This window comes from Fibrella aquatica (assembly GCF_041321135.1).
GTDB classification, from domain to species: Bacteria; Bacteroidota; Bacteroidia; order Cytophagales; family Spirosomataceae; genus Fibrella; species Fibrella aquatica.
This window is the reverse complement of record NZ_JBGGWF010000002.1, coordinates 1-26,939: the sequence shown is the minus strand read 5'-3', so window position 1 is coordinate 26,939 and position 26,939 is coordinate 1. Positions and strand designations below refer to the sequence as shown.

General features: G+C 50.8%; 24 protein-coding genes. 15 read left to right on the top strand and 9 right to left on the bottom strand.

Annotated elements, in window-relative coordinates:
• Nucleotides 1-53: 53 nt before the first annotated feature.
• Nucleotides 54-1,190: a transcription antitermination factor NusB gene (gene nusB / locus ACAW87_RS04100; RefSeq protein ID WP_370721885.1), complete on the bottom strand. Its 1,137-nt coding sequence runs from the start codon at nucleotides 1,188-1,190 to the stop codon at nucleotides 54-56.
• Between the two features lie 358 nt (nucleotides 1,191-1,548).
• Here nusB and ACAW87_RS04095 point away from each other — a divergent pair, with 358 nt between their 5' ends.
• Entirely contained in the window at nucleotides 1,549-3,330 is a 1,782-nt protein-coding gene (locus ACAW87_RS04095; protein WP_370722815.1) for an ABC transporter ATP-binding protein, read from the top strand.
• 98 nt (nucleotides 3,331-3,428) lie between these two features.
• Here the strand turns inward: ACAW87_RS04095 and ACAW87_RS04090 are convergent, their stop codons facing one another.
• From ACAW87_RS04090 to radA, 3 genes are all read right to left on the bottom strand, one after another.
• Nucleotides 3,429-3,914: an ankyrin repeat domain-containing protein gene (locus tag ACAW87_RS04090; protein ID WP_370722814.1), complete on the bottom strand. Its 486-nt coding sequence runs from the start codon at nucleotides 3,912-3,914 to the stop codon at nucleotides 3,429-3,431.
• 121 nt (nucleotides 3,915-4,035) lie between these two features.
• Entirely contained in the window at nucleotides 4,036-5,682 is a 1,647-nt protein-coding gene (locus ACAW87_RS04085; protein ID WP_370722813.1) for a catalase, read from the bottom strand.
• A gap of 167 nt (nucleotides 5,683-5,849) precedes the next feature.
• Complete coding sequence (gene radA / locus ACAW87_RS04080) at nucleotides 5,850-7,226, bottom strand: DNA repair protein RadA (protein ID WP_370721884.1); 1,377 nt, start codon at nucleotides 7,224-7,226, stop codon at nucleotides 5,850-5,852.
• A 275-nt stretch (nucleotides 7,227-7,501) separates the two neighbouring features.
• On the opposite strand from radA, the gene ACAW87_RS04075 reads away from it, so the two are divergent.
• On the top strand, nucleotides 7,502-8,173 hold the full coding sequence (locus ACAW87_RS04075) for an outer membrane beta-barrel protein (protein ID WP_370722812.1): 672 nt from the start codon (nucleotides 7,502-7,504) through the stop codon (nucleotides 8,171-8,173).
• A 76-nt stretch (nucleotides 8,174-8,249) separates the two neighbouring features.
• Here ACAW87_RS04075 and ACAW87_RS04070 read toward each other — a convergent pair whose 3' ends face one another.
• The gene (locus ACAW87_RS04070) at nucleotides 8,250-8,663 is read right to left on the bottom strand and encodes a LytR/AlgR family response regulator transcription factor (RefSeq protein WP_370721883.1); all 414 of its coding nucleotides are present in this window, start codon (nucleotides 8,661-8,663) and stop codon (nucleotides 8,250-8,252) included.
• Nucleotides 8,664-8,973: 310 nt separating this feature from the next.
• Entirely contained in the window at nucleotides 8,974-9,405 is a 432-nt protein-coding gene (locus ACAW87_RS04065) for a LytR/AlgR family response regulator transcription factor (RefSeq protein ID WP_370721882.1), read from the bottom strand.
• Nucleotides 9,406-9,586: 181 nt separating this feature from the next.
• On the opposite strand from ACAW87_RS04065, the gene guaA reads away from it, so the two are divergent.
• The 5 genes from guaA to trpS all read left to right on the top strand — a co-directional run bounded on the left by guaA (nucleotide 9,587) and on the right by trpS (nucleotide 15,588).
• Nucleotides 9,587-11,119, top strand: coding sequence for a glutamine-hydrolyzing GMP synthase (guaA, locus tag ACAW87_RS04060; protein WP_370721881.1), 1,533 nt, complete (start codon nucleotides 9,587-9,589; stop codon nucleotides 11,117-11,119).
• 119 nt (nucleotides 11,120-11,238) lie between these two features.
• Entirely contained in the window at nucleotides 11,239-11,706 is a 468-nt protein-coding gene (locus ACAW87_RS04055) for a nuclear transport factor 2 family protein (protein WP_370721880.1), read from the top strand.
• A gap of 140 nt (nucleotides 11,707-11,846) precedes the next feature.
• On the top strand, nucleotides 11,847-14,114 hold the full coding sequence (locus tag ACAW87_RS04050; RefSeq protein ID WP_370721879.1) for an NADP-dependent malic enzyme: 2,268 nt from the start codon (nucleotides 11,847-11,849) through the stop codon (nucleotides 14,112-14,114).
• 54 nt (nucleotides 14,115-14,168) lie between these two features.
• Nucleotides 14,169-14,546 (top strand): four helix bundle protein, encoded by a 378-nt coding sequence (locus ACAW87_RS04045; protein ID WP_370721878.1) that lies wholly within the window; start codon nucleotides 14,169-14,171, stop codon nucleotides 14,544-14,546.
• A gap of 61 nt (nucleotides 14,547-14,607) precedes the next feature.
• Nucleotides 14,608-15,588 carry a tryptophan--tRNA ligase gene (gene trpS / locus ACAW87_RS04040; protein WP_370721877.1) on the top strand — a complete coding sequence of 327 codons (981 nt, stop codon included), beginning with the start codon at nucleotides 14,608-14,610 and terminating at the stop codon, nucleotides 15,586-15,588.
• Between the two features lie 90 nt (nucleotides 15,589-15,678).
• On the opposite strand, the gene ACAW87_RS04035 is transcribed toward trpS, so the two are convergent.
• Nucleotides 15,679-16,281, bottom strand: coding sequence for a T9SS type A sorting domain-containing protein (locus ACAW87_RS04035; RefSeq protein ID WP_370721876.1), 603 nt, complete (start codon nucleotides 16,279-16,281; stop codon nucleotides 15,679-15,681).
• A gap of 273 nt (nucleotides 16,282-16,554) precedes the next feature.
• On the opposite strand from ACAW87_RS04035, the gene ACAW87_RS04030 reads away from it, so the two are divergent.
• On the top strand, nucleotides 16,555-17,655 hold the full coding sequence (locus tag ACAW87_RS04030) for a hypothetical protein (protein WP_370721875.1): 1,101 nt from the start codon (nucleotides 16,555-16,557) through the stop codon (nucleotides 17,653-17,655).
• 218 nt (nucleotides 17,656-17,873) lie between these two features.
• On the opposite strand, the gene ACAW87_RS04025 is transcribed toward ACAW87_RS04030, so the two are convergent.
• Entirely contained in the window at nucleotides 17,874-18,557 is a 684-nt protein-coding gene (locus ACAW87_RS04025) for a TetR/AcrR family transcriptional regulator (RefSeq protein WP_370721874.1), read from the bottom strand.
• Nucleotides 18,558-18,685: 128 nt separating this feature from the next.
• Between ACAW87_RS04025 and ACAW87_RS04020 the strand changes: the two genes are divergently transcribed.
• From ACAW87_RS04020 to ACAW87_RS04010, 3 genes are read left to right on the top strand one after another with little or no spacing between them, the layout of a single operon-like run.
• Nucleotides 18,686-19,687 carry an ABC transporter transmembrane domain-containing protein gene (locus ACAW87_RS04020; RefSeq protein ID WP_370721873.1) on the top strand — a complete coding sequence of 334 codons (1,002 nt, stop codon included), beginning with the start codon at nucleotides 18,686-18,688 and terminating at the stop codon, nucleotides 19,685-19,687.
• 5 nt (nucleotides 19,688-19,692) lie between these two features.
• Entirely contained in the window at nucleotides 19,693-21,054 is a 1,362-nt protein-coding gene (locus tag ACAW87_RS04015; protein ID WP_370721872.1) for an HlyD family secretion protein, read from the top strand.
• Nucleotides 21,051-22,631, top strand: a complete 1,581-nt coding sequence (locus tag ACAW87_RS04010) for a TolC family protein (protein ID WP_370721871.1) — start codon at nucleotides 21,051-21,053, stop codon at nucleotides 22,629-22,631. Before ACAW87_RS04015 ends, ACAW87_RS04010 begins: the two co-directional genes overlap by 4 nt.
• Before the next feature lie 141 nt (nucleotides 22,632-22,772).
• Here the strand turns inward: ACAW87_RS04010 and ACAW87_RS04005 are convergent, their stop codons facing one another.
• Nucleotides 22,773-24,011 (bottom strand): MFS transporter, encoded by a 1,239-nt coding sequence (locus tag ACAW87_RS04005; protein WP_370721870.1) that lies wholly within the window; start codon nucleotides 24,009-24,011, stop codon nucleotides 22,773-22,775.
• Nucleotides 24,012-24,126: 115 nt separating this feature from the next.
• Here ACAW87_RS04005 and ACAW87_RS04000 point away from each other — a divergent pair, with 115 nt between their 5' ends.
• The 4 genes from ACAW87_RS04000 to ACAW87_RS03985 are packed head-to-tail and all read left to right on the top strand — an operon-like array spanning nucleotide 24,127 to nucleotide 26,861.
• Nucleotides 24,127-24,975, top strand: coding sequence for an ABC transporter ATP-binding protein (locus ACAW87_RS04000; RefSeq protein ID WP_370721869.1), 849 nt, complete (start codon nucleotides 24,127-24,129; stop codon nucleotides 24,973-24,975).
• Entirely contained in the window at nucleotides 24,972-25,787 is an 816-nt protein-coding gene (locus tag ACAW87_RS03995) for a hypothetical protein (RefSeq protein ID WP_370721868.1), read from the top strand. The genes ACAW87_RS04000 and ACAW87_RS03995 overlap by 4 nt, the downstream gene beginning before the upstream one ends.
• Before the next feature lie 4 nt (nucleotides 25,788-25,791).
• Entirely contained in the window at nucleotides 25,792-26,163 is a 372-nt protein-coding gene (locus ACAW87_RS03990; RefSeq protein ID WP_370721867.1) for a GntR family transcriptional regulator, read from the top strand.
• Entirely contained in the window at nucleotides 26,160-26,861 is a 702-nt protein-coding gene (locus tag ACAW87_RS03985; protein ID WP_370721866.1) for a hypothetical protein, read from the top strand. The genes ACAW87_RS03990 and ACAW87_RS03985 overlap by 4 nt, the downstream gene beginning before the upstream one ends.
• Nucleotides 26,862-26,939 lie beyond the last annotated feature (78 nt).

Sequence of the window (26,939 nt, the reverse complement as noted above, 5' to 3'; positions counted from 1 at the left end):
TAGGCAGGGATGTTACCGATAGAACCAGTTTTTAACCCCCTGCCGTCACCCTCTTATTTGTTATCGATCAAACCACGGCCACTCTTGCGGAGTGTACCATCGGCCACTAATTTGGCCGACAAGTTATCTAAAATTCCGTTGACAAAGGTACCGCTTTTGGGCGTGCTGTACGCTTTTGCCATGTCGATGTATTCGTTTATTGTTACTTTAACCGGTATACCCGGAAACGTAAGCATTTCGCAAACAGCCAGTTTCATGATAATAAGGTCCAGGATGGCTACGCGGTCGACTTCCCAGTTTTTTAGCTGATCGCCCAGCAACTGTTCGTAGTTGGCGTCGTTCAGAATAGCGTTATTGAAGAGTTCGTTCAGGAACAACTCATCGGCCTCCCAGTCATCAGTTAGTTTTTCCAGTGTCAGCCCCGTAATCGCCTGCGTCGATTTTAGCGTGCGAATCGCCATGCCGCGAACCACTTCGCTATTTTCGGCCCATGCCAAATCAATTTCGGCCAGATAATCCCGAATGATATCTTTTTTCAGAATCAATTGCCGCAGCATATGCTGCACTAACTGTTGATCTTCGTCGGGCGTATGATCGTGTTTGAGGCAATACGCAATGACGGTTTCATCGGTCTTAAGAACCTCACGATACGTTTTCCGTACAAAGTGCAGGTCATCGGCCCACGTAATACCCCGACGAACCAACTCCGTTTGCAGCGGCTGATGCTCGGCCAGCCCCCGAATGACCACGTTCTGACTCAGGTCTGATTCGTAAGTAAACGGCGTAACGTCTGGATCGGGGAAAAGCCGCTCCCGATCGAGACGCGACATATGGCCGTATTCTACCAACAGTTGCAGAATGCGCAGGTAATCGCTGTAAATATCCTTTACGGCTTCGAGCAAACGACCCGACAGGAACTGTTGGTCTTTACGATGACGATTTTGGTAGTAGACAAGAGCCGAATTGGCCGCGTCGAGAACAGATTTGGGGGCATCATCATCCTGAACGGATTGCCCGCCTTTAAGGGCTTCGTCGAAGAGAAGTGTTGCCAGCTTCCGGTAGCCTTCCAGTTGCCGCTTATTCTGCGGTTTCATGGAGTTCAGATCGGGTTGAAATTGATCGCTGATGCCGTCGTGGGCGAGTTGCTTATTAGACTGTGTGGCCTGCCGAAGCGCATAAAGCGTCTGCATAACCTTAATTCGGAGTAATCGCCTGCTTAACATAGAGCCGCCTGAAACCGTCTGAACTACCGGGATGAAAAAGAACTGTCGTGAAATCGGGTGCAAAAGTACAGCTTTTAGCGGAATGGTACGCGGATTAAATGGATTAAAAAAGATCTACACGGATTTTTAGATTGGAGCAGAGCCAATCCTTTTCAAATCTAGTGATCCGCGCAAATCCGTGTCATCCCTTTAATCCGCGTACCCATCCAAAATCTGCGTCAATCGTTTTTAATCCATTTAATCCGCGTGCTATCCTTTCGGCGAACCCATTAGGGCAATTTGCGCGTTGAAAAACCAGAACGTACCTGATTTAGTTGTGGAAACCATTCGTGCCCTAGCGCATCTTAATAAATACCTTGCCCGTTACAAGTGGTACCTCATCTGGGGAATTGTCTTCACCGTAGTATCGAACCTATTCGGCATCTTTCCGGCTCAACTCGTTCGTTATGCACTCGATCTGGTACGCGAAACACTCGACATTTATTATCTCTATGCAGGTACGTCGCTCCAGCCGGAACTCTACGAGTTTTTTGCCTTCACCATTACGCTGTATGGGTTGCTCATTCTGGTCCTGGCCTTGCTAAAAGGCTTTTTTCTATTCCTGGTACGGCAAACACTCATTGTCATGTCCCGGCATATCGAGTATGATCTGAAAAACGACATTTACGATCAGTACCAGACATTGCCGCTGGCATTTTACCGCCAACATAACACCGGCGATCTGATGGCGCGCATCTCCGAAGATGTCGGCAAGGTGCGCATGTACGTTGGCCCCAGTATTATGTATGGCATGAATCTGCTGGTTCTGTTTACGCTGGTCATCGGCTACATGGTCAGCATTAACGCCCGCCTGACACTCTACGTACTACTGCCGCTGCCTATCCTGTCGGTCGGCATTTATCTGGTCGAGAGTATTGTGATCAAGCGGTCGGAAGAAATTCAGCGGGCGCTGTCGCAGATGAGCACCTACGTGCAGGAAGCTTTCTCGGGCATTCGGGTACTAAAAGCCTTCGTGCAGGAGAATAATTCAGTCAAGAACTTTGAGGGCGAAGCCAACAAGTATCAGGAAAAATCGCTCCGACTCACGATGGTCGATGCCCTCTGGCAACCCATGTCGGTACTGCTGATTGGGCTTAGCAACGTATTGGTCGTGTATGTGGGTGGTCAGGAAGTGCTGGCCGGACGGCTAACGGCGGGGAACATCACCGAGTTTATTCTCTACGTGAATATGCTGACCTGGCCCGTTATGGCACTGGGCTGGACAACCAGTCAAACCCAGCGAGCGGCAGCGTCACAGCAGCGCATCAACGAGTTTATGGCCATAAAAACCAGCCTGGTTTCGACCAAAAACATACGTCGCGATATTAGTGGTCGGCTTACGTTTAATCACGTGCGGTTTGTGTATCCCGATACGGGCATTGTGGCCCTGAAAGATTTTTCGATGGATGTGCAGGCGGGCGAGTCAGTAGCCATTCTGGGCACTACCGGTTCAGGAAAAAGCACGCTGGCCAACCTGATGATGCGTATGTACGACACCTCTACTGGCGAGATCAGTATAGACAACGTACCTATCCGCGATTATGATCTGGGCCATTTGCGCGGTCAACTGGGGTACGTTCCGCAGGATGTATTTCTGTTTTCTGATACGATCAGCAACAACGTCAGGTTCGGCAAACCCGATATGCCGCAGGAACGAGTGCTTCGCGCTATCGACGATGCCGACCTGACCGACAACATCGCGGCTTTCCCGGAAGCGTTTGAAACGCGCATCGGCGAACGGGGCATCACCCTATCAGGCGGTCAGAAGCAACGCCTGAGTATTGCCCGAGCCATTGCCCGCGACCCTAAAATCCTGATTTTGGACGACTGTCTGTCAGCGGTTGATACCAATACAGAAAATATCATCCTGAACAATCTTCGCCGCATCATGGCCGATCGGACTTCGGTGATTATTTCACATCGCGTATCTTCAGCCAAACTGGCCGACAAGATCATTGTACTCGATAACGGGGAAATAAAAGAGCAGGGAACGCACAGCCAATTAATGGCCCTAGGCGGTATCTACCGCGAGTTGTATGACAAGCAACTGCAGACAGAGGATGTTTAGTGGCTTAGTGTCTAATGTTCAAGGTCTACTGTCCTACGTGCTCCGCTTGTCGACAGATTGTCTATAAGCGGAGCATGTTGGACAGTAGACCTTAAACATTAAACATTAAAAAGCGCTGACGCTTCTTCATTCCCCTGCTGAATAGCCAGGTCATAGGCTGTCAGGCCCCGTACATCGCGGACGGTAGTGTCTGCTCCCGATTCTATTAGTAGTCTGACAAGATTATTTCGGCCGAACAGGGTAGCAAACATGAGCGCTGTCCCCCCGTTTCCGTTTTGCAGGTTCAAATCGGCACCGTGTTCAATTAATAAGCGGGCAATATCCGGGTAGCCTTTGAAGCTTACTCCCATCAAAGCCGTGTTGCCCGTTACATCCTGCGCATTCACGTCGGCATTGGCTGCGAGCAACACATTGGCCGCTTCTTGCTGTCCATCGTAAGTAGCAATGATCAGCGGTGTAAAGCCTTTTCCGTTGCGCGTATTTACGTCAATGCCTTCCTTTAGCAGTTCAGTCAGATAAACTACGTCGCCCCTACGGGCAGCGTCGAACAATAAATCTTCGGGTCGTGTCGATGAGAATGTCATGGCTTGTGAAAAGGTCATTTGTAGTCATTAGGTGGTCATTATGCTTCGCTGTCATTCCTTGTTTAACAGTAGATGACAGTGAAGCATAATGACCACCTAATGACTACAAATGACCATTAATTTAGTAGGGTTGTGCTTCGTGCGACAATTCTTCAGCTTGTTGGACAGTTGAATGCCCTTTTTCCTGAGTATGCTTTTCGAGTCCTTCCCGAACGCGCCGACCATAATCTTCGTCGCATAAGCTGAACTGTTCGATCATCTTCGTCTGCACGGCAGGAACAGCGCCAGACAGCGCATCAACGAGGTTATTGATCAGGTCATCGCGCTCCCAGTCTTCAAACGTACGGTATCGTTCACCAGCCTGTTGGTAATTATTGGTGCGATCGATTGGTGAGCGCATCAAGTTACCAGCAACATAAGGTTTATGATCCGGGTATGTTTTCGGTGCCTCTTTCAACCCGTTCATGGATGATGGTTCGTAGTTGACGTGCAGATTCTGTCCAGGGGCAGAATCGACTCGATACTGCATCTGTCCATCGCGCTGATTCGTGGCCACATGCTTTTTGGGTGCGTTGATAGGGAGTTGCAGGTAGTTTGTTCCTACCCGATACCGTTGCGTATCCGAGTACGAGAACGTTCTTCCCTGTAACATTTTATCGTCGGAGAAGTCAAGCCCATCAACCAGCACGCCAGTTCCGAAAGCTACCTGCTCTACTTCATGGAAATAGTTTTCGGGGTTTTTATTGAGCGTCATCATGCCCACAGGCAACCACGGAAACTTGTCGGGTGGCCATAACTTGGTATCGTCGAGCGGATCGAAATCGAGCTCAGGATGGTCATCGTCGCTCATGATCTGAACCAGCAGTTCCCATTGGGGGAAGTTGCCCGCTTCAATAGCGTCGTACAGGTCTTGGGTGGCATGATTAAAGTTTTTCGCCTGAATCTGCTCGGCTTCGGGCTGAGTCAAGTTCTTGATACCCTGCACCGGCTCCCAGTGGTATTTCACCAGAACGGCTTTACCTTCCTCATTCACCCACTTATACGTGTTCACTCCCGAACCCTGCATTTGCCGGTAATTGGCCGGAATACCCCAGGGCGAAAACAGGAAAGTAATCATGTGCATGGCGTCGGGCGTATTGCTGATGAAATCAAAAATACGTCCCCCATCCTGCCGGTTTGTCAGCGGGTCGGGTTTAAACGCGTGCACCAGATCGGGGAACTTCATGGCATCGCGGATGAAGAACACCTTCAGGTTATTACCCACTAAATCCCAGTTGCCATCTTCGGTGTAGAATTTCACCGCAAAACCGCGTGGGTCGCGCAATGTTTCCGGTGAGTGTCCACCGTGAATAACCGTCGAAAAACGCACGAAAACGGGCGTCTGCTTCCCTTTCTGCTGGAATAGCTTTGCCCGCGTATACGCCGAAACCGGCTCGTCGCCCACAGTACCATACGTTTCAAAAACGCCGTGAGCACCGGCACCACGCGCATGCACTACCCGCTCGGGAATGCGTTCCCGGTCGAAATGAGAGATCTTTTCAAGAAAAGGATAATTCTCCAGCGTGGTAGGTCCCCGATTGCCAATGGTACGCACATTCTGATTATGCGTCAATGGATGCCCCTGCCGTGTGGTTAAGGTTTGATCGGTTGGCTGATCCTGTGCCTGTAGACCAGTAGCGCCGAATGTTGATTCAGGCACAGACTGCTGTTCGCGCTGCTGACCTGATTGTCCGTTAGGAAGGTTGTCGTTTTGCGTATTGTCCATAATTCCTATAGAATACATTACAATAAGCTTAACTCAGGGTAAGGTTTTTAGTTTTATTCTCTTTGTCCAAGGTTGAATGTTTAAGGTCTAACGTTGCTTTGCTTGGCTGAAGATGCCTTTCCACAGCAAAGCAACGTTAGGCCTTAAACATTCAACCTTGGACTTCTACCCTACATCAACACGCCCTGAAATACTTCGTCTAGCTTGGCTACGGCGCGAATATCGATGCTGAACTGACTGGCATCGAGCCCTTTGAGGTTGTATTTCGACACGTAAATCTGCTTAAAACCGAGCCGTTGCGCTTCGGCAATTCGGGCCTCGATACGGCTAACGGCACGTACCTCGCCACCCAGGCCCACCTCGGCCGCAAATGCCACTGTAGTCGGAATGGCAATATCTTCGTAACTAGAGATGATGGCAGCACAAACAGCCAGATCGATGGCCGGGTCTTCAACGCGCAGACCGCCCGCTACATTCAGGAAAACATCTTGCTGACCCAGCCGGAAACCACCACGCTTTTCCAGAACAGCCAACAGCATCTGTAGTCGCTTGCTATCGTACCCTGTGCTGCTTCGTTGTGGCGTACCGTATGTACTCACGCCCACGAGCGCCTGTATCTCAATCATCAGCGGGCGATTCCCTTCCATCATTGAGCCTATAGCCACGCCACTCAAGGCTTCGTCGCGTTGAGAAATGAGAATTTCAGATGGGTTGGACACCTGTCGCAATCCCGTCCCCTGCATCTCATAGATGCCCAGTTCGGAGGTGCTGCCAAACCGGTTTTTTGTCGTGCGCAGAATTCGGTAGGTCGTGTGGCGATCGCCTTCAAAGGTCAGCACCGTATCAACCATATGTTCCAGCACTTTGGGGCCAGCCAGAGAACCTTCCTTAGTGATATGACCAATCATGAACACCGGCACGCCCGACTCTTTGGCGTACTTCATGAACTCGGCGGTACATTCACGTACCTGCGATACACTCCCCGCCCCGGCCTCGACCAACGATGAATGCATGGTCTGTATGGAGTCGACAATCAACACTTCAGGCTCGAAATGCTCGACCACCCGGAAGATGTTTTGCGTCGACGTTTCGGTCATTATGTGGCAATCACTCGTGGGCGTTTCCAGGCGTTCGGCCCGCATCTTGATCTGCTGCTCGCTTTCTTCACCCGATACGTATAGCACCCGCATATCGGTTAGGCTGAGGGCAATTTGCAATAGCAGTGTCGATTTACCGATGCCTGGTTCGCCTCCAATGAGCACGAGCGATCCCGGAACGATCCCCCCTCCCAGCACCCGATTTAATTCACCATCAACGGTGAGCGTTCGGGGTTGTTCTTCGTAATTGATGGCATGGATCGCTTTAGGTTTTGCCGCAATTTTGGCCGGACCAGAGGTTACGCGCCAACTGCCCTTGTCAGGTTCATCTTTCTGTACTACTTCTTCAACGATGGTGTTCCATTCGCCACACGATGGACAGCGGCCCAGCCATTTTGGCGACTGATGGCCGCAACTTTGACAGAAGTAGGAGGTTCTTATTTTCGCCACGGGGGTAGATTAGAGAAAAGAAATAACAATTATCCGCTTCGCATTAAACGATACACTTCGTCGTTCATCAAAGTGAAAACAACAACCAACTGACTGGCCTATTGATGGTTTATGAACATCAGTAGAGCAGGCAATTGGCCATTGTCGATTGATTGCCAATCACCAACAACTGTTCACTAATGAAACGCCGTTGGCTCAGAAATAGTTGATTTTTGACCAGTCGGGGCTGTTTCCGCGTTAAACCCCTGCATCCAATGAAGAACACTATCATTTCCATGAAAAGAATTATGCTCGGCATCGCCATTGCCGTACTGCCAGCGCTAACCTACGCACAAGGCTTTCAAATTGGCGTTAAAGGGGGGGTTAACCTCTCGAAACTGACGTTTGGGCCGTTTGTCAACGCAAGTACAAACGCCAATGGCTCGCCTAATGTAGACGTAAATGGACAGACACTGCGCGACAATATTTCGGACAGCTACAAGAGCCGCACCGGTACTTCTTTCGGTGTGTATACCCGCATCGGTAAGAACCTGTTTATTCAGCCGGAAGTGCTTTACACCACGCAGGAAGGTCAGTTCGACGTGGTCAGAAATGGTGTGACGGAGAATGTGACGATCAAAACAACCAGTTTCGACGTACCAGTACTGCTTGGTTTGAAAGGGGGACCTTTACGGTTTATGGTTGGCCCAATGGCTTCATTCCGTATCAATGACAACGCCGGTCTGAGTGATGCCCTCAAGCAATATACGTCCAGTACACTGAACGATGCCTGGTCGAAAGCCTATTACAGCTACCAGATTGGCGGTGGTCTTGATTTGGGTAGCCTTGGCCTCGATGTTCGGTATCAGGGTAACCTCTCTGATGTAGCGCAGGTAAACACATCGGCTGGTAGTTTCAGTCAGCGGGCCAAATCATGGCAGATCACGCTGGCTTACAAGATTTTCTAACGTACCTGAACAGCCTACTAAAAAGGCCCCATCCGAATGTTCGGATGGGGCCTTTTTAGTAGGCTGTTCAGGTACGTTAATTCAGGTATTCCAGGTATTGGTTGAGGAGTTGTGTGATCTCCCGCAAGCGGCGCCGTGATACGATTATCTCCCGATTATCGGCCATGCGAATGATACGGTCACGGGCAAAAACTCCGTATTGCACATAAGCCAGATTGATCATATTGGATTTGTGAACGCGGATGAAAATGGAACTGTCGAGCGTTTTCTCAAACTCTTTCAGCGTTTTTGATACCAGGTACTTGCGGCGATCGCGGGTGTGAATAAATGTGTAGTTACCCTCCCCCTGCAAACAAACGATGTCATCGATAGATACCATCACCGTACGATTCAGATACGGTAAAGCCATACGATGCGCATTTCGGGTATACGTAGCAGGATAGTGGGGTGTTACTGCCGACGTAGCTGGTATTAAAAATTTCGCTTCCATAAGTTTTGGGTATTTAGACTGAGTTGAGAGTGGATCATTTGACTGACTCAAAACTACAAGCTGGCTACCGTTCCCTAAAAAGAGCGATCAATGTATATACACGAAATTCAATAGTAACTATCTAATATTGAGCTAATTATAAAATATTGGTTTAAGATAATCACGTGTATCCCCCCACCTGATCACGTAGTTTTACGTGCTCTTTATTAAACGGTAGTACAATTCCCAATACGCAAAAAACCGGGTCAGCTTAGGGTATACTACGCTGACCCGGGTCGGATATCTTTCGTTGATGAAATTAAGGTAGAGCCTAGTTCACCAAAGAGGGGCTATAGTCACGAATACGATCGATAAACATCTGGGCGCGGCGACGTGAAATTTTCACTTGCTGCCCGTCAGATAATTCGAGTTCGCCTTCTTTCTTAACGAAGAACTTACGTACGAAACTCAGGTTAACGATGCATGACTTGTGCACACGCACAAACGCCTGACCATCGAGCAGTGTTTCGTATTCTTTAAGCGTACGTGATACCAACATTTTGGTGCCGTCTTTCAGATAAAAGTTGGTGTAGTTGCCTGAACCTTCGAGCCGGACAATTTCATCGACAGAAACAGTGCGCTTACGGTCGAAGAAAGGGATCAGTAATTTTTGGTTGTTGTTCGATGGGGTATTTTTTTCCACACTTTTGGGGAATGGCATCGACAGGGCATCAAAGAAAGATTCAGACGTCATGATTTTCATAATGGTTTGAGTGAAACGTTAGGCTACAGGTCCCGACACTAGTAATCAGGCACTTAGACAGCTCATTTCCGGTAGCATTGCGTGGGAAATGAGTTGCCCATCATATATCATTGTTTCAATAATCAAGCCTGTTTCGGCTGGTGGGGCAATTTGATGTAGCTTTGTGCTTTAGAAACTCACGATGGCCACCGAACAGATTCTGATTATCGATTTTGGTTCACAGTTCACTCAATTGATTGCCCGCCGGGTACGTGAACTGAATGTGTATTGCGAAATACATCCATACAATAACCTTCCTTCTATTTCGCCCGATGTAAAAGGTGTTATCCTGTCGGGTAGCCCCTGCTCGGTTCGCGACAGCGATTCACCCACCGTTCATCTGGCAGCTTTCCGCCACAAACTCCCATTGTTGGGCGTTTGCTATGGTGCTCAACTGCTGGCCCAAAGCAGTGGGGGTGAAGTGCAACCGTCCTCGATCCGTGAATATGGTCGCGCCCGCTTAGGCACCGTTGATGCCGAAAGTAGCCTCATGCAGGGTATCGATCAGCATTCGCAGGTGTGGATGTCGCACGGCGATACAATCACACAGATCCCCGCCGATTTTGACGTCATTGCCTCGACCGAAACGGTACGGGTGGCGGCTTTTCAGGTACGTGGCGAACAAACTTACGGTATTCAGTTTCACCCCGAAGTGACGCACTCGCTTCAGGGCAAACAGCTACTTCAAAACTTCGTTGTCAACATTTGTGGTTGTTCACAAAACTGGACCGCCGATTCCTTTGTCGATACCACGGTTGCAGCACTGAAAGCCAAAATTGGCGACGACAAAGTTGTACTCGGCCTGTCGGGCGGCGTTGATTCGTCGGTGGCAGCGATGCTCATTCATCGGGCAATCGGGCCAAATCTGTACTGCATATTCGTTGATAACGGCTTGCTCCGGAAAGACGAGTTCCAGGGCGTTTTAGACAGTTACAAAACACTGGGGCTGAACGTAAAAGGTGTTGATGCGCAGGAACAATTCTACAAAGCGCTCACCGGCCTCACCGACCCCGAAGCCAAACGGAAAGCCATTGGTAAAACGTTTATCGATGTCTTTGATCAGGAATCTCACCTGATCGAAGACGTAAGCTGGCTGGGGCAGGGCACCATTTACCCCGACGTGATCGAATCGGTATCCGTGAAAGGTCCATCGGCCACGATCAAGTCGCACCATAATGTGGGTGGTCTGCCCGATTTTATGAAGCTGAAAGTGGTTGAGCCACTAAACACGCTCTTCAAAGATGAGGTACGTGCCGTTGGCCGGTCAATGGGACTTCCCGAGTTTATTCTGGGTCGTCATCCGTTCCCCGGCCCTGGCCTGGCCATTCGGATTCTGGGCGATATCACGCCCGAAAAAGTGGCTATTCTTCAGGAAGTAGACGCGCTGTTCATCAACGGACTGAAACGCGAAGGGCTCTACGATCAGGTTTGGCAGGCGGGCGCGATGCTGCTTCCCATTCAAAGTGTGGGCGTAATGGGCGACGAACGTACCTACGAACGCGTGGTAGCCCTTCGGGCTGTAACCAGTGTAGACGGCATGACGGCCGACTGGGCACATCTCCCCTACTCGTTCCTAGCCGATATCTCCAACGAGATCATCAATAAAGTAAAAGGCGTGAACCGCGTCGTGTACGACATTTCTTCGAAACCACCCGCTACGATTGAGTGGGAATAAGCGGGCCAAGCCCCTTTGAGGTCTAATGTTTATTGTCCAACGTTCAAGGTCTAATGTTCAAGGTAGTTCGCTAAATTGCAGAGCTACGATGAACATTAGACTTTGAACGTTGTACTGTCATGCCTCTCCGATCTGTTACACTAGTCTGTCTATTACTTTCAGGCCTCGCATCGGCTGCTCAGACGCCCTTCCACGATGCGTTGATCAACTCAGATAAGCAACGCTTTGCCGCCCAGATTAAAAAAGACTCTGTAGCCTTAACCAGACTCCTTTCAGACAAGCTGGTCTACTCGCACTCAAATGGCGTGATTGAAACGAAGCAGCAGTTCATACACAGCCTGATGACGGGCCGGTGGAATTACCAATCCATCGATACAGACAGCGTAAAAGTTCATTTTATCACCACCTCACTGGCCATTGTGACAGGCCGGGCCCGGGTGGTTTTGTTAGTCAATGGCAAGTCCACTCCTGTGTATATGGCGTATACGGACGTTTGGAACCTGCAAACCACTCGGCCGGTGAAAGGCCTTTCAGCAGGGCGCTGGCAGCTCATTTCGTGGGCCGCTACCCGATTGCCACCCCCTTAACTACCTTCCTCTACCTACCTCCTTCTACCGGGTCTAACCGCCGGGAGTATGTCTTTTGTAGGCAAGCCAATCTCCGTTTTGTAGTTTAGCGGCCCCATTTAGGCCGAACCCTCCGGGAAACTCTGGCCGCAACTCATCTTATGCAACAGAAAATCAGGCGCGAAGACGCCCTTGACTACCACGCCAACGGACGTCCCGGCAAACTGGAAGTTATTCCCACTAAACCATACAGTACCCAGCGTGACCTAACACTGGCCTACTCGCCGGGCGTGGCAGAGCCTTGTCTGGCCATTGCCGACAACGTGGAAGACGTGTATAAATACACCGCAAAAGGCAATCTGGTAGCGGTAATCTCAAACGGAACGGCAGTATTAGGTTTGGGCAATATTGGCCCCGAAGCCGGTAAACCGGTGATGGAAGGAAAAGGGCTGCTCTTCAAAATTTATGCCGACATTGATGTGTTTGACCTGGAGTTGAACACCAATGACGTCGATGAGTTTGTGCGCACGGTGAAGATTCTGGAGCCAACGTTCGGTGGCGTAAACTTGGAAGACATCAAAGCTCCCGAGTGTTTCGAGATCGAGGAGCGGCTACGTAATGAGCTGAATATTCCGATCATGCACGACGATCAGCACGGAACGGCCATTATCTCCGGCGCCGCTCTGCTGAACGCACTGGAGTTGGTCGATAAAAAGATCGGCGACGTGAAAATTGTGGTCAACGGAGCTGGCGCATCCGCTATTTCGTGCACCAAACATTACGTGGCATTGGGCGCTAACCTCGACAATATTGTCATGTGCGACTCGAAAGGCCCGATCCGCGCTGACCGGACTGACCTTGATGTGCGCAAAGCCATGTTTGCCACCACTCGTAACCTCACATCACTCGAAGAAGCCTTCGTTGGAGCCGATGTATTCGTTGGCCTCTCGAAAGGGAACGTGGTAAATCAGGCGATGGTGCAGAGCATGGCCGACAACCCGATCGTGTTTGCCATGGCCAACCCAACACCCGAAATCAGCTATGAAGAAGCGATGGCCGCCCGGCCGGACCTGATTATGGCAACGGGCCGGTCAGATTACCCGAACCAGGTAAACAACGTGCTGGGCTTTCCCTACATTTTCCGGGGAGCGCTCGACGTGCGGGCTACAGAGATCAACGAGCCCATGAAGCTGGCCGCTACGCTCGCGCTGGCCGAGCTGGCTAAAAAGCCTGTTCCCGACATGGTAAACATGGCCTACAGCACCGACAACCTGATGTTTAGCCGGACATACATTATCCCGAAACCGGTTGATCCCCGGCTGTTGGTTACCGTAGCCCCCGCCGTGGCTAAAGCCGCGATGGAATCGGGCGTAGCCAAACACCCAATTACCGACTGGGACGCCTACGAACAGCAACTCGCCCGCCGTTTAGGCCAAGACAACAGCATTTCGAGAGTCATCATCAACAAGGCCAAGAGTAATCCGAAGCGGGTTGTTTTCGCCGACGCCGAGAACCTGAAAGTCTTGAAAGCTGCCCAGCAGGTACGTGACGAGGGCATTGCACAACCAATACTTTTGGGCGAAACGGCCATGATTCGGCAGATGATCGAGCAAAACAGCCTGGATCTGGGCGATACGCCTATTTTCGACCCGCGTTCACCTGAACAGGATGCGCTCATTGGCCGGTTTGCTGATGAATTCTTCCGGAAGCGGCAACGGAAAGGGCTTAATCCCCGTGAGGCGCGTAAGCTCATGTATTACCGCAACTATTTTGGAGCGATGATGGTAGAAACGGGCGAAGCCGACGCCCTAATCTCTGGCCTAACGCGCAACTATCCCGACACCATTCGGCCCGCCCTGCAAATCATTGGCAAGCAGGAAGGGGTAAAACGCGTGGCGGGTATGTACATTCTGATGACCAAACGCGGCCCGCTGTTTTTCTCGGATACCACGGTGAATTTTAACCCCACTGCTGAAGAGATTGTCGAGATCACGGAGTTGACTGCGCGGGCCGTTGAACAGTTCAACATCAAACCGCGTATTGCCCTGGTCACCTACTCGAACTTTGGCTCTGCCGACGGCGACGATGGACAGAAAATGAGTAAGGCTGTTTCGCTCCTGCAATCAAAGTACCCCGATATGATCGTCGATGGCGAAATTCAGGCGCACTTAGCCTTCGATACCGAACTGCTGAAACAGAACCACCCGTTCAGTAAACTCGTTGACGAAGGCGCAAATACACTGATCTTCCCAAACCTCTCGGCCAGTAATATTGCGTATAACCTAATGTCGGAAGTAGGCGGTGCCGACGCCATTGGGCCAATTTTGCTAGGATTACACAAACCTGTTCACGTGCTTCAGTTAGGCTCATCAGAACGCGAAATCGTCAACATGGTAGCCATCGCCGTTGTGGAAGCACAAGGACAATGAGGTACGAATTACAACTTACGAAGTACGATTTCACCTGCTCCATTACGCTACAGCATGGATAGTAATGAGTTGAAGAAGCGAACAAAGACGTTTGCACTGATGGTCATTGAACTTGTTGGGCTTATTCCAGAGAATACAGCAGGGAGGGCCATCAGAAACCAGCTTGTTCGTTCTGGAACTTCTATTGGTGCCAACTACAGGGCGGCCTGCCGCGCTAAGTCGATGGCCGATTTTATTTCCAAGATTGACAACGTGGAGGAAGAGGCTGATGAATCATGTTATTGGATAGAACTAACTGCGGAAGCGGGACTGTTGCCTCGCGAAACAGTTGCCCCAGTATGGCGTGAAGCCAATGAGCTCACAGCCATCTTCACTCAAATCAGTAAGACATCAAAAACTAGGCACAACAATACCAAGAAGGCATCATTCTGACTCTTGGGGTCTGGTAAGCACACACAAAATCGTACATCGTAAGTTGTACATCGTAAATCAAATGTCTCGAATTTTGACCGGAATTCAGAGTAGCGGCAGGCCGCATCTGGGTAATATATTGGGGGCTATTCTGCCCGCTATTCAATTATCACAACAGGCTGGCAATGAATCGTTTTTGTTTATTGCTGACCTTCATTCACTCACTACCCTAAAAGACGGTGACACCCGCCGCGAATTCGTGCGGGCCATTGCGGCCACTTGGCTGGCCTTTGGTTATGATACCGTGCAGAATACCCTATGGCGGCAGTCAAGGGTACCGGAACATACCGAGTTGGCCTGGTACTTGAACTGCTTCACGCCCATGGCGATGCTGGAAAACGCCACATCGTATAAAGACAAGCTGGAGAAAATGCCATCATTAGCCAATGCAGGGCTATTCACGTACCCGGTCTTGCAAACGGCCGACATTCTGCTCTACGATGCTGAACTGGTGCCCGTAGGAAAGGATCAGCGCCAGCATCTGGAAATGGCCCGCGACATTGCCGGGGCCGTAAATCGGTACTACAACGATGAGGTGTTTGTGATGCCAGAAGCCCGAATAGACTCAAAAATAATGACCATTCCGGGTATCGACGGGGCCAAGATGAGCAAGTCGTACAATAACTACATCGACATCTTCCTGCCCGCCAATGAGTTGTATAAGGTGGTGAAGAAGATTATCTCCGATTCAACGCCACTGGAGTCGCCCAAGAATCCGGATACCGACATCACGTTTCAGCTTTATTCGCTGCTGGCTACTGACGAGCAGGTAGCTCAGCTTCGGCAGAAATACGAAGCGGGTGGCTACGGATATGGCCACGCCAAAAAAGAACTCTACGAACTTATGATCGAACGCTTTGCCAATGAACGCGATCGTTTTGATGAGTTAATGGCTGAGGGGAACCCTGAGTTGGAGCGAGAGTTACGCGCCGGAGAAGAGAAAGCGCGCGCAGTGGCTTCAGAAACCATTGGCCGGGTGCGCCGGGTGATGGGCTTCAGCTAACGAAAACCCGTCCAGACATAAAGCAAAAAAGACGTTAAACGCTGGAAAAAATGACCAACGTTTAACGTCAAATACAGGCGCGCCAACATACTATTTGATGGCTACGCGTTCAGTAAACTGCTTCTCAGACGGACCATACACAAATGTGTAGTCACCGCTTGGCAGTGAACTCAGGTCAAAACGGTGTACCTCACCGGCGCTTCCGAACGACTTCGTAAAAACCAGATCATTCATCCGGTCGTAAATAGCTACCGTGAGTGAATTCACTCCGGGCATAACCAGCTCATATTTGTTCTGGGCGTAGGAGACGAGAGCCGGGCGAACCACTTCAGTGACGTTCTGAGCGTCGACACTTACCTGATCGTTATTGACCATAATGCCCTGCGACATCCACACGTCGTCGTTAGTGGCGGTGATAAAGTAACGACCCTCGGGCAGGTTCGACAGGTTTAGCGATGTGCCCCGGCTGTCCTTTGCCCGGAACGAACCGGCGTAAAGTACAGTACCTATCTGGTCGATAACGGCTACGTCCATGGTAGCGCCAACCGGCGTTTGCAGGCGTACTTTTTTAGCGGCTGATTTGGCTACTTTAACCGGACCATTCACGGTTGATGACTGAGCCACGACACTCCCTGCGGTGGTCAGCGTTAATGCTACTGCGAGCATTGCGATTGTTACACGAATCTGTTTCATTGTCTTTGTACAGTTGTTATTTCTTCGACAAAGGTGGGCCGACCGACGATTCAAATGCAAGACTAAACAACCTGATTAACAATCATTTAACCAAAATTCTTGATTCTGTACAAGTCGGTATCTAAATCGTTTCACGAAAGAAGAGAATGTGCAATAGATTCCTTTTTTTACTACACGGTTACATTTTTGTTCTAACGCAGAGAGAGTAGGACACACCACCGTTGGGTGTAAAATCAATAAGCTTTCAGTGCAATTTGCGTTCTTTACAACCTTATGAAAAAAATCTGTACCTGGTTTCTGCTCCCCCTGACAACCCTATTTTTCTATCAGTGCCGGACCGCCAAACCGCTCTCGCCCCCACGAGCGCAGATCACTAACGAAGGATTTATCACCTGCTTTGAACCCGGCCTGGCCGAAGGCAAAACCTGGTGCGAGGCCTCGGCCGTGCTGGCGCAGGGCGATCGCATTTACCTGGCCAACGATAAAGACATGCCTGCGCCCCGTTCGTCGGTCTTTTACATTACCGGACCAAATTTGGCCAAATCGGCGGCCGGCATAGCAGCGGCAAACCCCGTTTATCTGGATCAGCCGTATTTGAGACTGGCTCATAAGTTCGAAGAGTTTGCCCAAAGCCCGAACCGAAAATGGACGTTTCTGACCACCGCTTTCGATCGTATCAAGCCCGGATCCGCTGATTTCGACGGCTACAATATGTTGTTGGCCTGGCACCCCGGTCAGGAAGGGGACGTGGAGGTAGTGGGGAAGCGAAAAGACGAACAAACGTCGCTGGGCCTTCGGCGTCAATTGCAGGAGGTACTGGGCGGTTCACCCTATTTCAAGATTGAAGGACTGGCGGCTACCAACACACACCTCTGGTTTGGGGTGCGGGAACAGGGAGAGAGCTACGAAAAATTCGACTACCGGATCACGATTCTGAGAGCCAAATACAACAGCCACGAAGCCACAGGAGGTCGAGGCAGAATCACCTTGAAGACTCCTGAACTGGTCAGAACGTTTGATGTAAGTGATGTGGATGTGGCCCTGCCGAAGCCGCTAGCAATCTCGAGCATTGAGTATGACCCTGTCCGAGACTGTTTTTGGCTCCTGACCTCTTTTGAACAGGGCAGCACAATTGGTGCTTATCTCTGGGTTATTTCGGCCAAAGACATGCAGAACGGCGGCAATCTGCAACTAATACGTACCCGGAATGGTGCTCCCCTTACCTTCAAACACAAAGCTGAAGATATGACCTTCACTGATCCAAACACGCTCTTCGTTATTCACGACGATGACCGGGTACGTACCCAGATCGGCGAGCAAATACGCCAACCCAATCAGGCAGCCTATAGTGTGGTTAGCATTGGTGAGGAGTGAAGGGTGAAGGGTGAAGGGCGAGGAGTGAGGGGCGAGGGGTGAAGAGTGAGTGATCTCATCATGAGCTTGGCGGGGATGCTTAGTCGAAGGCCTAAAGCGCGAAGCCCTTCGCCCCTCACCCTTCACCCTTCACCCTTCACCCCTCACCCCTTCACTCCTCACCCCCTCACTCCTCACCCCCTCACTCCTCACCCCCTCACTCCTCACCCCCTCACTCCTCACCCCTTCACCTCCAGTGTGGAGAAGAGTAGATGACGGAGGTATTCGAGCAATGAAGCATTCAGATCGGTGCCTTTAAAGTCGGTAAGGGAAGGTAGATACCGCATAAAGAACGACTGGTAATGCGCCGTTTCGATAATTGAGCTAGCCCTTGAGCGGGCGTAGGGATAATCGGGGCGGAAATCGAGAATGAGATTAGCAATCCGGGCTGTCAGGTCTTTGTAGGGCTTAAATAGCTGTTGCCGATTATCTTCTGTCACATGCCGGGTCAGGTACGCTTTGCTGGCTTCGCAGATGACAATGTTGTGCAAGGCACCAAGATCAATATCATCTGGCGTTGCGGGAGTGGATATATTTGTCTGGAGTAGTACGCGTAAAACGCGTTCCAGTTTTTCGCGGCAATCAGTCAGGTTATTGGTCTCGAACATCACCTGAAAATCGAGCCATTGCCAATACCAGGCTATCAAGTAAACGAGCAACCGGTGCTTGTTCTCGAAATACCGGTAAATGCTGGCCTCTTTGGTACCCATCCGATCGGCCAGCTTTCGGAAGGTAGTTTCTTCAAAGCCAATTTCGCTGATGAGCAAAATTCCCTGCCGAATAATACGGCGACCTAGTTCAGACTGCTCCGGATCGCGAAGGAACAGCTTCTCATTCATACGTACCTGGACAGAATACTCCATGCGATAGCCAACTAAAAAGGTAAAAATACAATTATAAAGGTACAACAAACTTTTTTGTATCAAAGTTACGTTGTCAAAACAGATAGCTTTACTATCAAGCGTCATAGTACCAGACTAATCTTTACTGTATGGCCCAGGCCCCAATTTCAGAACTCCCTCCAAGCCCCCTACAGCGACTGCTTCGGCTTCTGAATACCGAACGTCGCGACATTGGGTACGTTTATCTATATGCCGTTGTGTCAGGCCTCATCAGTCTGTCGTTACCACTCGGAATTCAGGCGGTTTTCAATCTAGTATCCGGGGGAATGGTTTTCAGTTCCGTGTACGTACTCATCGGGCTGATCATTGTTGGCGTCATCATCAGTGGGTTCATTCTGGTAGGGCAGCAGGTACTGGTTGAAGTACTTCAGCAGCGCATTTTCGTGAAGGCCGCTTTTGAATTTACGTACCGCCTACCTCGTATTGAACCCGGATCGCTCGAAGGAACACATCCACCTGAACTGATGAACCGCTTTTTCGACGTGCTCACAATTCAGAAGGGATTGCCCAAACTCCTGATCGACCTTACCGCAGCAGTTGTGCAGATTTTGTTCGGTATCATTTTGCTTTCTTTTTACCACCCTGTTTTCATCGCTTTCGGTATTATCACGTTGCTCGTTGTTACTGGCTTACTGGGGCTATTCGGCAAAAGCGCCTTGAAAACCAGCCTCAGCGAATCGAAATACAAGTACAAACTGGTGGCCTGGCTTGAAGATATGGCCGGCCGGTTGCCAGCCCTGCGGGAACATGAACAAACGGATGATCTGATGAAGCACACCGACGATTATGTGGCTCAGTATATCTCCTACAGAAATGACCACTTCCGGGTATTGAAGCGTTTTTACTACAGCGCCGTTGCGTTTAAAACAATCATCACCGGCGGGCTGCTTATTCTAGGTACAGCCCTGGTGGTTGGTCGCGAGATGACATTAGGTCAGTTTGTAGCCGCCGAGCTGGTTATTGTCCTGATTACCAGCTCTGTAGATAAATTAATTATGGGTATTGATGTGGTGTATGATCTGATGACCGCTTCCGAAAAAATCGGACAGGTAACTGATTTTCCACTTGTAGATGAAGTCCACCAGTCATAATCTTTATGCTCAACCTGTCGAACGGTCGTGTTAACGACGATATAATTGATAATTACCCGCTTCAGACGCTCCACGAACTCCCTGACCTAAAGGCGGGCCGCTCGTTGGGACGCTGGATGCTATTGCTCTTATTTATACTCTTCGCCACCATGTTTTTACCGTGGCAGCAGAACATTAACGGCGAGGGAGTAGTGACCGCACTTACCCCGCAAGACCGGCCACAAACGGTTCAGAATGCCATTGCGGGCCGAATTGAAAAATGGTATGTACGCGACGGGCAACGGGTGAAGCGGGGCGATACCATCCTGATTATTTCAGAAATAAAGGACGAATACTTCGACCCAAACCTACCGGAACGTCTTCGCGAACAACTGGGAGCTAAGGAAAACAGCGTGGAGGCAACCAACGCTAAAATCGAAGCGCTGAATGAGCAGATCACAGCCTTATCGGCCGGCCTGACCGCCAAAATGGAATCAGCCCGGAACAAGGTGAAACAGAACCGGTTTAAGGTCACCAGCGACAGCACGGATCTGATTGCGCAACGCACCAACTACCGCATTGCCGCCGACCGGGTGGCGCGTTCAGAGCAGATATATAAAGACGGGCTCATTTCGCTGACCGACCTGGAAAGTCGCCGCCTGAAATTGCAGGAAGACTACGCTAAGGTGATTTCGCAGGAGGCAAAGCTGAATGTCTCGCGGCAGGAACTGACCAACTCCATTATTGATCTGAACACAATTCAGGCTGATTATCAGGAGAAAGTTGCCAAGGCAGAGTCGGACCGGAGTTCGGCGGTGTCGTACCGGGCCGATGCAGCGGGGGAGGTATCTAAAATCACCAATAAAATAAGTAGTGTAGAGGTGCGGCTTGGTTTGTACGTGATTCGTGCCCCCCAGGACGGGTACGTCGTAGGTACGTTCAAGGCGGGTATTGGCGAAACCATCAAGGAAGGCGAATCCATTGTGACTCTGCAACCCGATAACCCCGAAATTGCTGTGGAGTTGTTTGTGCGGCCTAACGACGTTCCACTGATTCAGCGTGGCCGCACCGTGCGAATCGAGTTCGACGGATGGCCAGCTATTCAGTTTTCGGGATGGCCCACCGTAGCGGTGGGTACGTTTGGGGGTGAGGTAGCCGTGATTGACGCCGTAGCCAGCACCAATGGTAAGTACCGGTTGTTGGTTCGACCCAAACAAACAGAAAAAGACGCCAAATGGCCCGAACAACTGCGGGTAGGATCAGGGGTTTATGGCTGGGTAATGCTCGACGATGTGCCCATCTGGTACGAAATCTGGCGGCAATTGAATGGCTTCCCCCCAAGCCTTCAGGCAGAACCGACAGCTGATAAAGGAGGAGCAAAAAAATGAACAAGCAACTCGTAACCATAAGGTCAACAGACCCTAACCGTGTGGTTTGTTGCGCTGAGCGGACAGGAGGTTTCCCTAACGCAACAACCTCATACTCGGTCTGGTCGTTTATGCTGCAACTAATCCTGGACATTTTTCTGGTGCTTAGCCTGTTCACGCCAATCGATGTGTTTGCTCAGCAGCCAGCCCGGCAACTAGATCAGCGGGCGACCCCACCGGCAGATACTGTAGTATTTACCGCCGCTGAATTTTTCGAGGCAGTGGTGCGGTATCACCCTATTGTAAAACAGGCAGCTCTGTTTCCCGACGAAGCCCGTTCCGAAATTATGCAGGCACGCGGGGCATTCGATCCCAAAATCACCTCTTACTTCGACCGTAAAGAGTTTGGTTCAGATCTGTATTATAACCGCTGGCAGTCGGGCCTGTCGGTTCCCATTATGCCTGGCGGTATCGACCTGAAGGTAGGCTACGACCGGGCCATTGGCGAGCGGGTAAACCCGGAAGTAAAAACGCCGTTCTCTGGGTTAGTGCTGGTCGGCGTCAGCGTACCGGTGGGTCAAACTCTGCTCATCGACGGACGACGGACCACGCTTCGTCAGGCTCAGCTTGGGCTTAACCTGGCCGAGGCCGATCGGCGCAAACAGATCAATAAAACGCTGTTCGATGCAGCAAAAGCCTATTGGGAGTGGTATCTGTCTTACCAATCATATCGGCTTATCAACGAGGGATTCGAATTGGCTGACTTTCGTTTTGCCGGCACACGGCAGCGGGCGCTAATTGGCGAAGCCGCCGCCATTGATACCACCGAGGCGCTGATTACCGTGCAGGATAGGTTGGTGCAACGGCAGCAAGCAGAGGTGGATTTACAAAATGCCCGACTTCGCCTGTCGGTCTTTTTGTGGGCTGGCAACAACCAACCCATTGATATGCCTACTAACGTGGTGCCCCAATCGGCGGTGAGCGAGCCGGTTAGCAACGAGTTTGTACAAACGCTACTAAGCCAGGCCATAGAACAACATCCCGAACTACTAAGCCTCGACGCTAAAACCGGTCAGAACCAATTGGAGGAACGCTTTCGGCGGGCGTTGATTCAACCACAAATCAACCTGAGCGCCAATTTATTGAGTCAAACCCCCAATCTGGCACAGGCCTACGACTGGAGCAGCTACTATGCCTTTGGTTTGGCCAACCACAAAATTGGCCTCGATCTGGTCATGCCCCTGTTTCTGCGGAAAGAACGCGGCAAGCTCCGTCAGGTACAGATCAAGGGGCAACAACTGACCCTGGAACGGCAACAGGTTTCGCGGGATATTCAGAACGATATTATAACTGCCCGCAACGAAATTCTAAACTTCAACGAACAGATTCGGGTGCAGCAACAAGCTGTTATTAATCAGCGTCGGTTGGTGCAGGCCGAACAGCAACGTTTCTTTTTGGGTGAAAGCTCGCTCTTTCTGGTCAATTCCCGTGAAAGTAAACTCATCGATCTGGGCGTGAAGCTGGAAGAACTCCGCACCAAATACCAGAAAGCCATTGCTAACCTCTGGTACGTAGCCGGTACCGCGCAGGGGATCTAGCCTGAGGGATTTAGTCTCACCGGGCGGTGCCCGATGCAATGGATGCGTTGCTTATTAACGTCCTAAATCAAATCTCAATCCCAAAGAGAGCGGAGCATCTTTTGCACCGGGTACAGCCCGGTGAGACCGATTACCCCACGCCTAAATCACCACTTCTTCCGTGGGGTCGATGCGCATCCATAGAAGGCAACTGAGCAGGAGTAGGCCCGAAATCATGAACAGTGGCTGGTTGAAATCGCCGGTGGCTTTCACAATATAGCCGAACAGTACGCCCAGGAAAACGGCACCCATTTGCCCGAAGGTGTTCATAGCCCCCGACACCACGCCCGATTGGCTGCGGCCCACATCGTTACAAACAGCAAATGAAACGGGGAGCGTCAAGTCCTTGAACCCCATGCCCATCGCCAGCAGAATAGCCGCGGTCTGATTATCAGCCGTGCTGGCCGACAGAAAAATACTGATGCTCGACAAACCCATGCCGACAATACCTACCGCCCGTCGACCCACTTTCAGGCCGTAGCGTTTGGCCAGCCAATCGCTGGCAAAGCCGCCAGTAAAACAGCCGATAGCCCCCAGTATAAAGGGCAGCGTGGCAAATAGCTGCATCTGCGTTTTATCAAAATGACGACCTTCTTTCAGGTACGTTGGTAGCCAGCCGGTGAAAAAATAGGCTCCGTACATGTAGAAATGGAACATGAGCATGATGGCCCACATGTTGGTGCTGCGGAACAGTGCCCGCCACGGAATATGGTGCGTATTGAGTTTGAACCAGCGATTTGTTTCAATGTGGGTACGCTCGTCGGCAGGCACATTGGGTTGTTCGTGCGGAAAGTCACGGAACCAGATAAACCAGTAAACGGCCCAAACCAGCCCTAGCAGCCCCATCGCGAAAAAGGCAATCCGCCAGCCGTAAAACGCTGAGATCGGAATCACAATCCACGGGGCCAACACGCCCCCTACCCGACCGGCGGCCCATATAAACGCCTGTGCCCGGCCCGTTTCCTGACGTGGAAACCAGCGCGATACCACGATCGACGCGTTGGGGTAAGCACCAGCTTCGCCCATGCCAAACAGAAAGCGGACAATAACCAGATACAGCCAACTGGTGGCGGTTCCGGTCAATATCGTAAACGCTGACCACCAGCCCACTACCCGGGTCAGCACCCGACGTGGACCCAGCCGGTCGCCCATTGCTCCTGTTGGCATCTCGAAAGTGGCGTAGGCTAAGGCAAACGCACTGAGTACCCACCCCCAGGCATCGTTCTCAATGTTCAGATCGCGCTTCATATCGGCGGCTACCAGCGAAATACCCGTTCGGTCAATGTAGGTGATGATGGACAGGACAGATAGAAAAGATAAGACGCGGGAGCGGTAGTTCATGAAACAGGCAGGTCAGAAATGCCCGGCTAAGATGGCGAATTTTTGACCAATCGCTTGTCAAATCAAAAATTCACCTTAGTATTACAGTGTATTATATCACTAATACACTGCAACAATGATAAACATAGCTAATCTCACCTTCTGCTACGGCAACAAACCGCCGGTGTTGCAGGATTTAAGCCTCCACCTCGAACCGGGACGGATCTACGGACTACTTGGGTCGAACGGGGCGGGAAAGTCGAGTCTGATGCGTTTGATGGCGGGCCTTCTGTTCCCGACCGACGGCCGGATTCGGGTAAACGATCGGGAACCCCGCCGCCGGGAACCTGCTTTTCTGGAAGACATTTTCTTTATTCCCGAAGAAGTGGATACTCCTTCCATGACCCTCGCCAGGTACGTATCTACGATGAGCGTATTTTACCCGAAGTTCAACCACGCCCAATTCCGGCAATATCTCAAAGCATTTCAACTGCCCGCCACAATTAGCAAACTGGCCGATCTGTCGCTGGGGCAGCGGAAGAAAATCTTCATCAGCTTTGGACTGGCCGCTAACACGAGCGTATTGCTGATGGACGAACCCACCAACGGCCTCGATATTCCCTCGAAAAGTCAGTTTCGCAAAATAGTGTCGGCCGCCCTTACCGATGATCGACTGATTCTGATTTCGACCCATCAGGTACGTGACCTCGACGCGCTGATCGATTCGGTGGTGGTTCTAAACGATCATGAACTGCTCCTCAACGCGCCGCTCGAGCGGGTCACACAACGCCTTCGTTTCGAAATGCTTAGTCGTGACGTACCGGCCGATGCCCTTTATGCCGAGCCCAGCCTGCGCGGCAATGCCGTGGTACTCGAAAACAACGATCCCACCGACGATACCCCGATCGATCTGGAACGGCTTTTCAACGCGGCCATCAGCAATCCACAACGAATAAAAACGCTTTTTTCGGCCCCAAAATCATGAATCAGACCTTTTCCTTCACCCGTTTTACCCGCCTGAACCGCTGGCTATGGGCCACCAAAGGCCGTACGTACTTGATTGCTGCTTTAGCCTTGATACCCATCAGTATGCTGGTACCATCGCAGGTTCTTACGGACACAAGTGCGTATGTCTTTCCAATGGTCTATAGCAAAAACGTAGCTTATTTTAATTTTTTATCACTAATCGTCGCAGTTAGCATAGGCAGTGACGTGTTTAGTTCTCTTTTCCGGCAGGAATCGGCTATATCGTACCTGATGATTCCGGCCTCGCGGGCAGAAAAATTCTGGTTAGGCACGCTATACTGCATCAGCGCTCTGCTACTATTGATTATCGTCTACTTTGGTTATGAGGCGATTGTATTCGAGATAGCTAATAGCCGACTTCCAGCAACAGAGCCCGACAGGTACGTTTCGACACTGCTTTTTTACACCTCCTACTCATTGCAAGGTGAAAAGGAATTTCTGTTGCTCATTCCCTATTTTCTCTTCACTAGCCTTGCCATTTCCTTAATTGGGAGCTTCTTCTTCCGGCGTGGTGTGTTTATTCGAAATGTGGGGCTTGCGTTGGTCCTCACGATTAGCTTGTTGTTGCTATATCGCTGGATAGTGAGCATTCAATCAAGCGGGACAGGTGTAGGCACGGCGCTACCCTTTTATCCTATTGCTATTCACAGTTCCGAAAGCAGCTATGAACTACTAGGCCCTCCTGAATGGCTGAAATACGGAGCCTACGCAGGTACGTTGCTCATCTTTTGGATTACTGCCCGCGTCAGGTTCAACGAAATAGAACGGTAACAACATGGAATTCAACGATAAACAACCTATCTACCTGCAAATCGCCGACTATGTCTGCGAGCAGATTCTCCAGCAGGCCTGGCCACCCGGTGAGCGTATTCCGTCGGTGCGCGACCTAGGCTCGTCGCTGGAAGTTAACCCCAACACCGCCATGCGAGCCTTCGATTATTTACAACAGCAAAACATACTGTTCAATAAACGCGGCATGGGCTACTACGCCGCCGACGATGCCGCTGAGCGAGTAAAATCCATGCGTCGAACCCGTTTTCTCGACATAGAACTACCCGAGTTATTCCGCAGTATGACGCTGTTGGGCATTAGCATGACCGAAATCGAATCCCGTTTTAACGCGTTTCAACTAGCCTCCGCCTCATGAAAACGAGCATCAAACTCTTGATCGGCCTCGCTCTGTTCCTGGTCGTTACCATGTTCGGCGCGGCTGTTTCAATTCGTCATCAGTTCGATTCAATCGACAAATCAGACAAATACGCCCGCTGGCAGAAAAAGCCGTTACCTGCTTTTCAGAACGTTCATATCAGCGGTCCTTCAGCGGCTATTGTGCAAATCGAACCCGGTAAAACGCCCCGCCTGCTAGCCGATTCGCTGGGAGAATGGAAGCGACCGACCTACACCTACAAAGTTGAGCGCGACACCCTTTTCCTGAAAGTTAACCCGGTAGATGGATGGAGTTTTCGGGTAGAAGATGAAGATGATGAGTGGCACAGCCCTCAACTAGTGGTGCAGTTGCCCACGCTTCAGGCAGTCTCTACAGTCAATGCACTTTGCCAGATCCATGAATTTGAGGGCGACGCATTAACGGTCAATCAGAGCGGCAAGGGGGGAATTACCCTGATCGAACATGTACGATATAATCAGTTGACGGCTTCGTTAACGGGGCGTAATCAGTTGGTGCTTTACGGCATCAATAACAACATTCAGAAAGGGACAATTACTGCTCGTGATAGTTCACGCCTGTTTCAGTACACTGATTTCAAGCAGGGCCTTATCCTAACCGCCGACCCAACGGCCAAACTTCGATTGACGGGAAAAGCGTTGCAACAGGTGAAAGAGTAGTACTCAGCGTAGCCCCCCGCCCTAAAGGGTGCCCGCTTGCGCTTTATTATGCGCAAGCGGGCACCCTTTAGGGCGGGG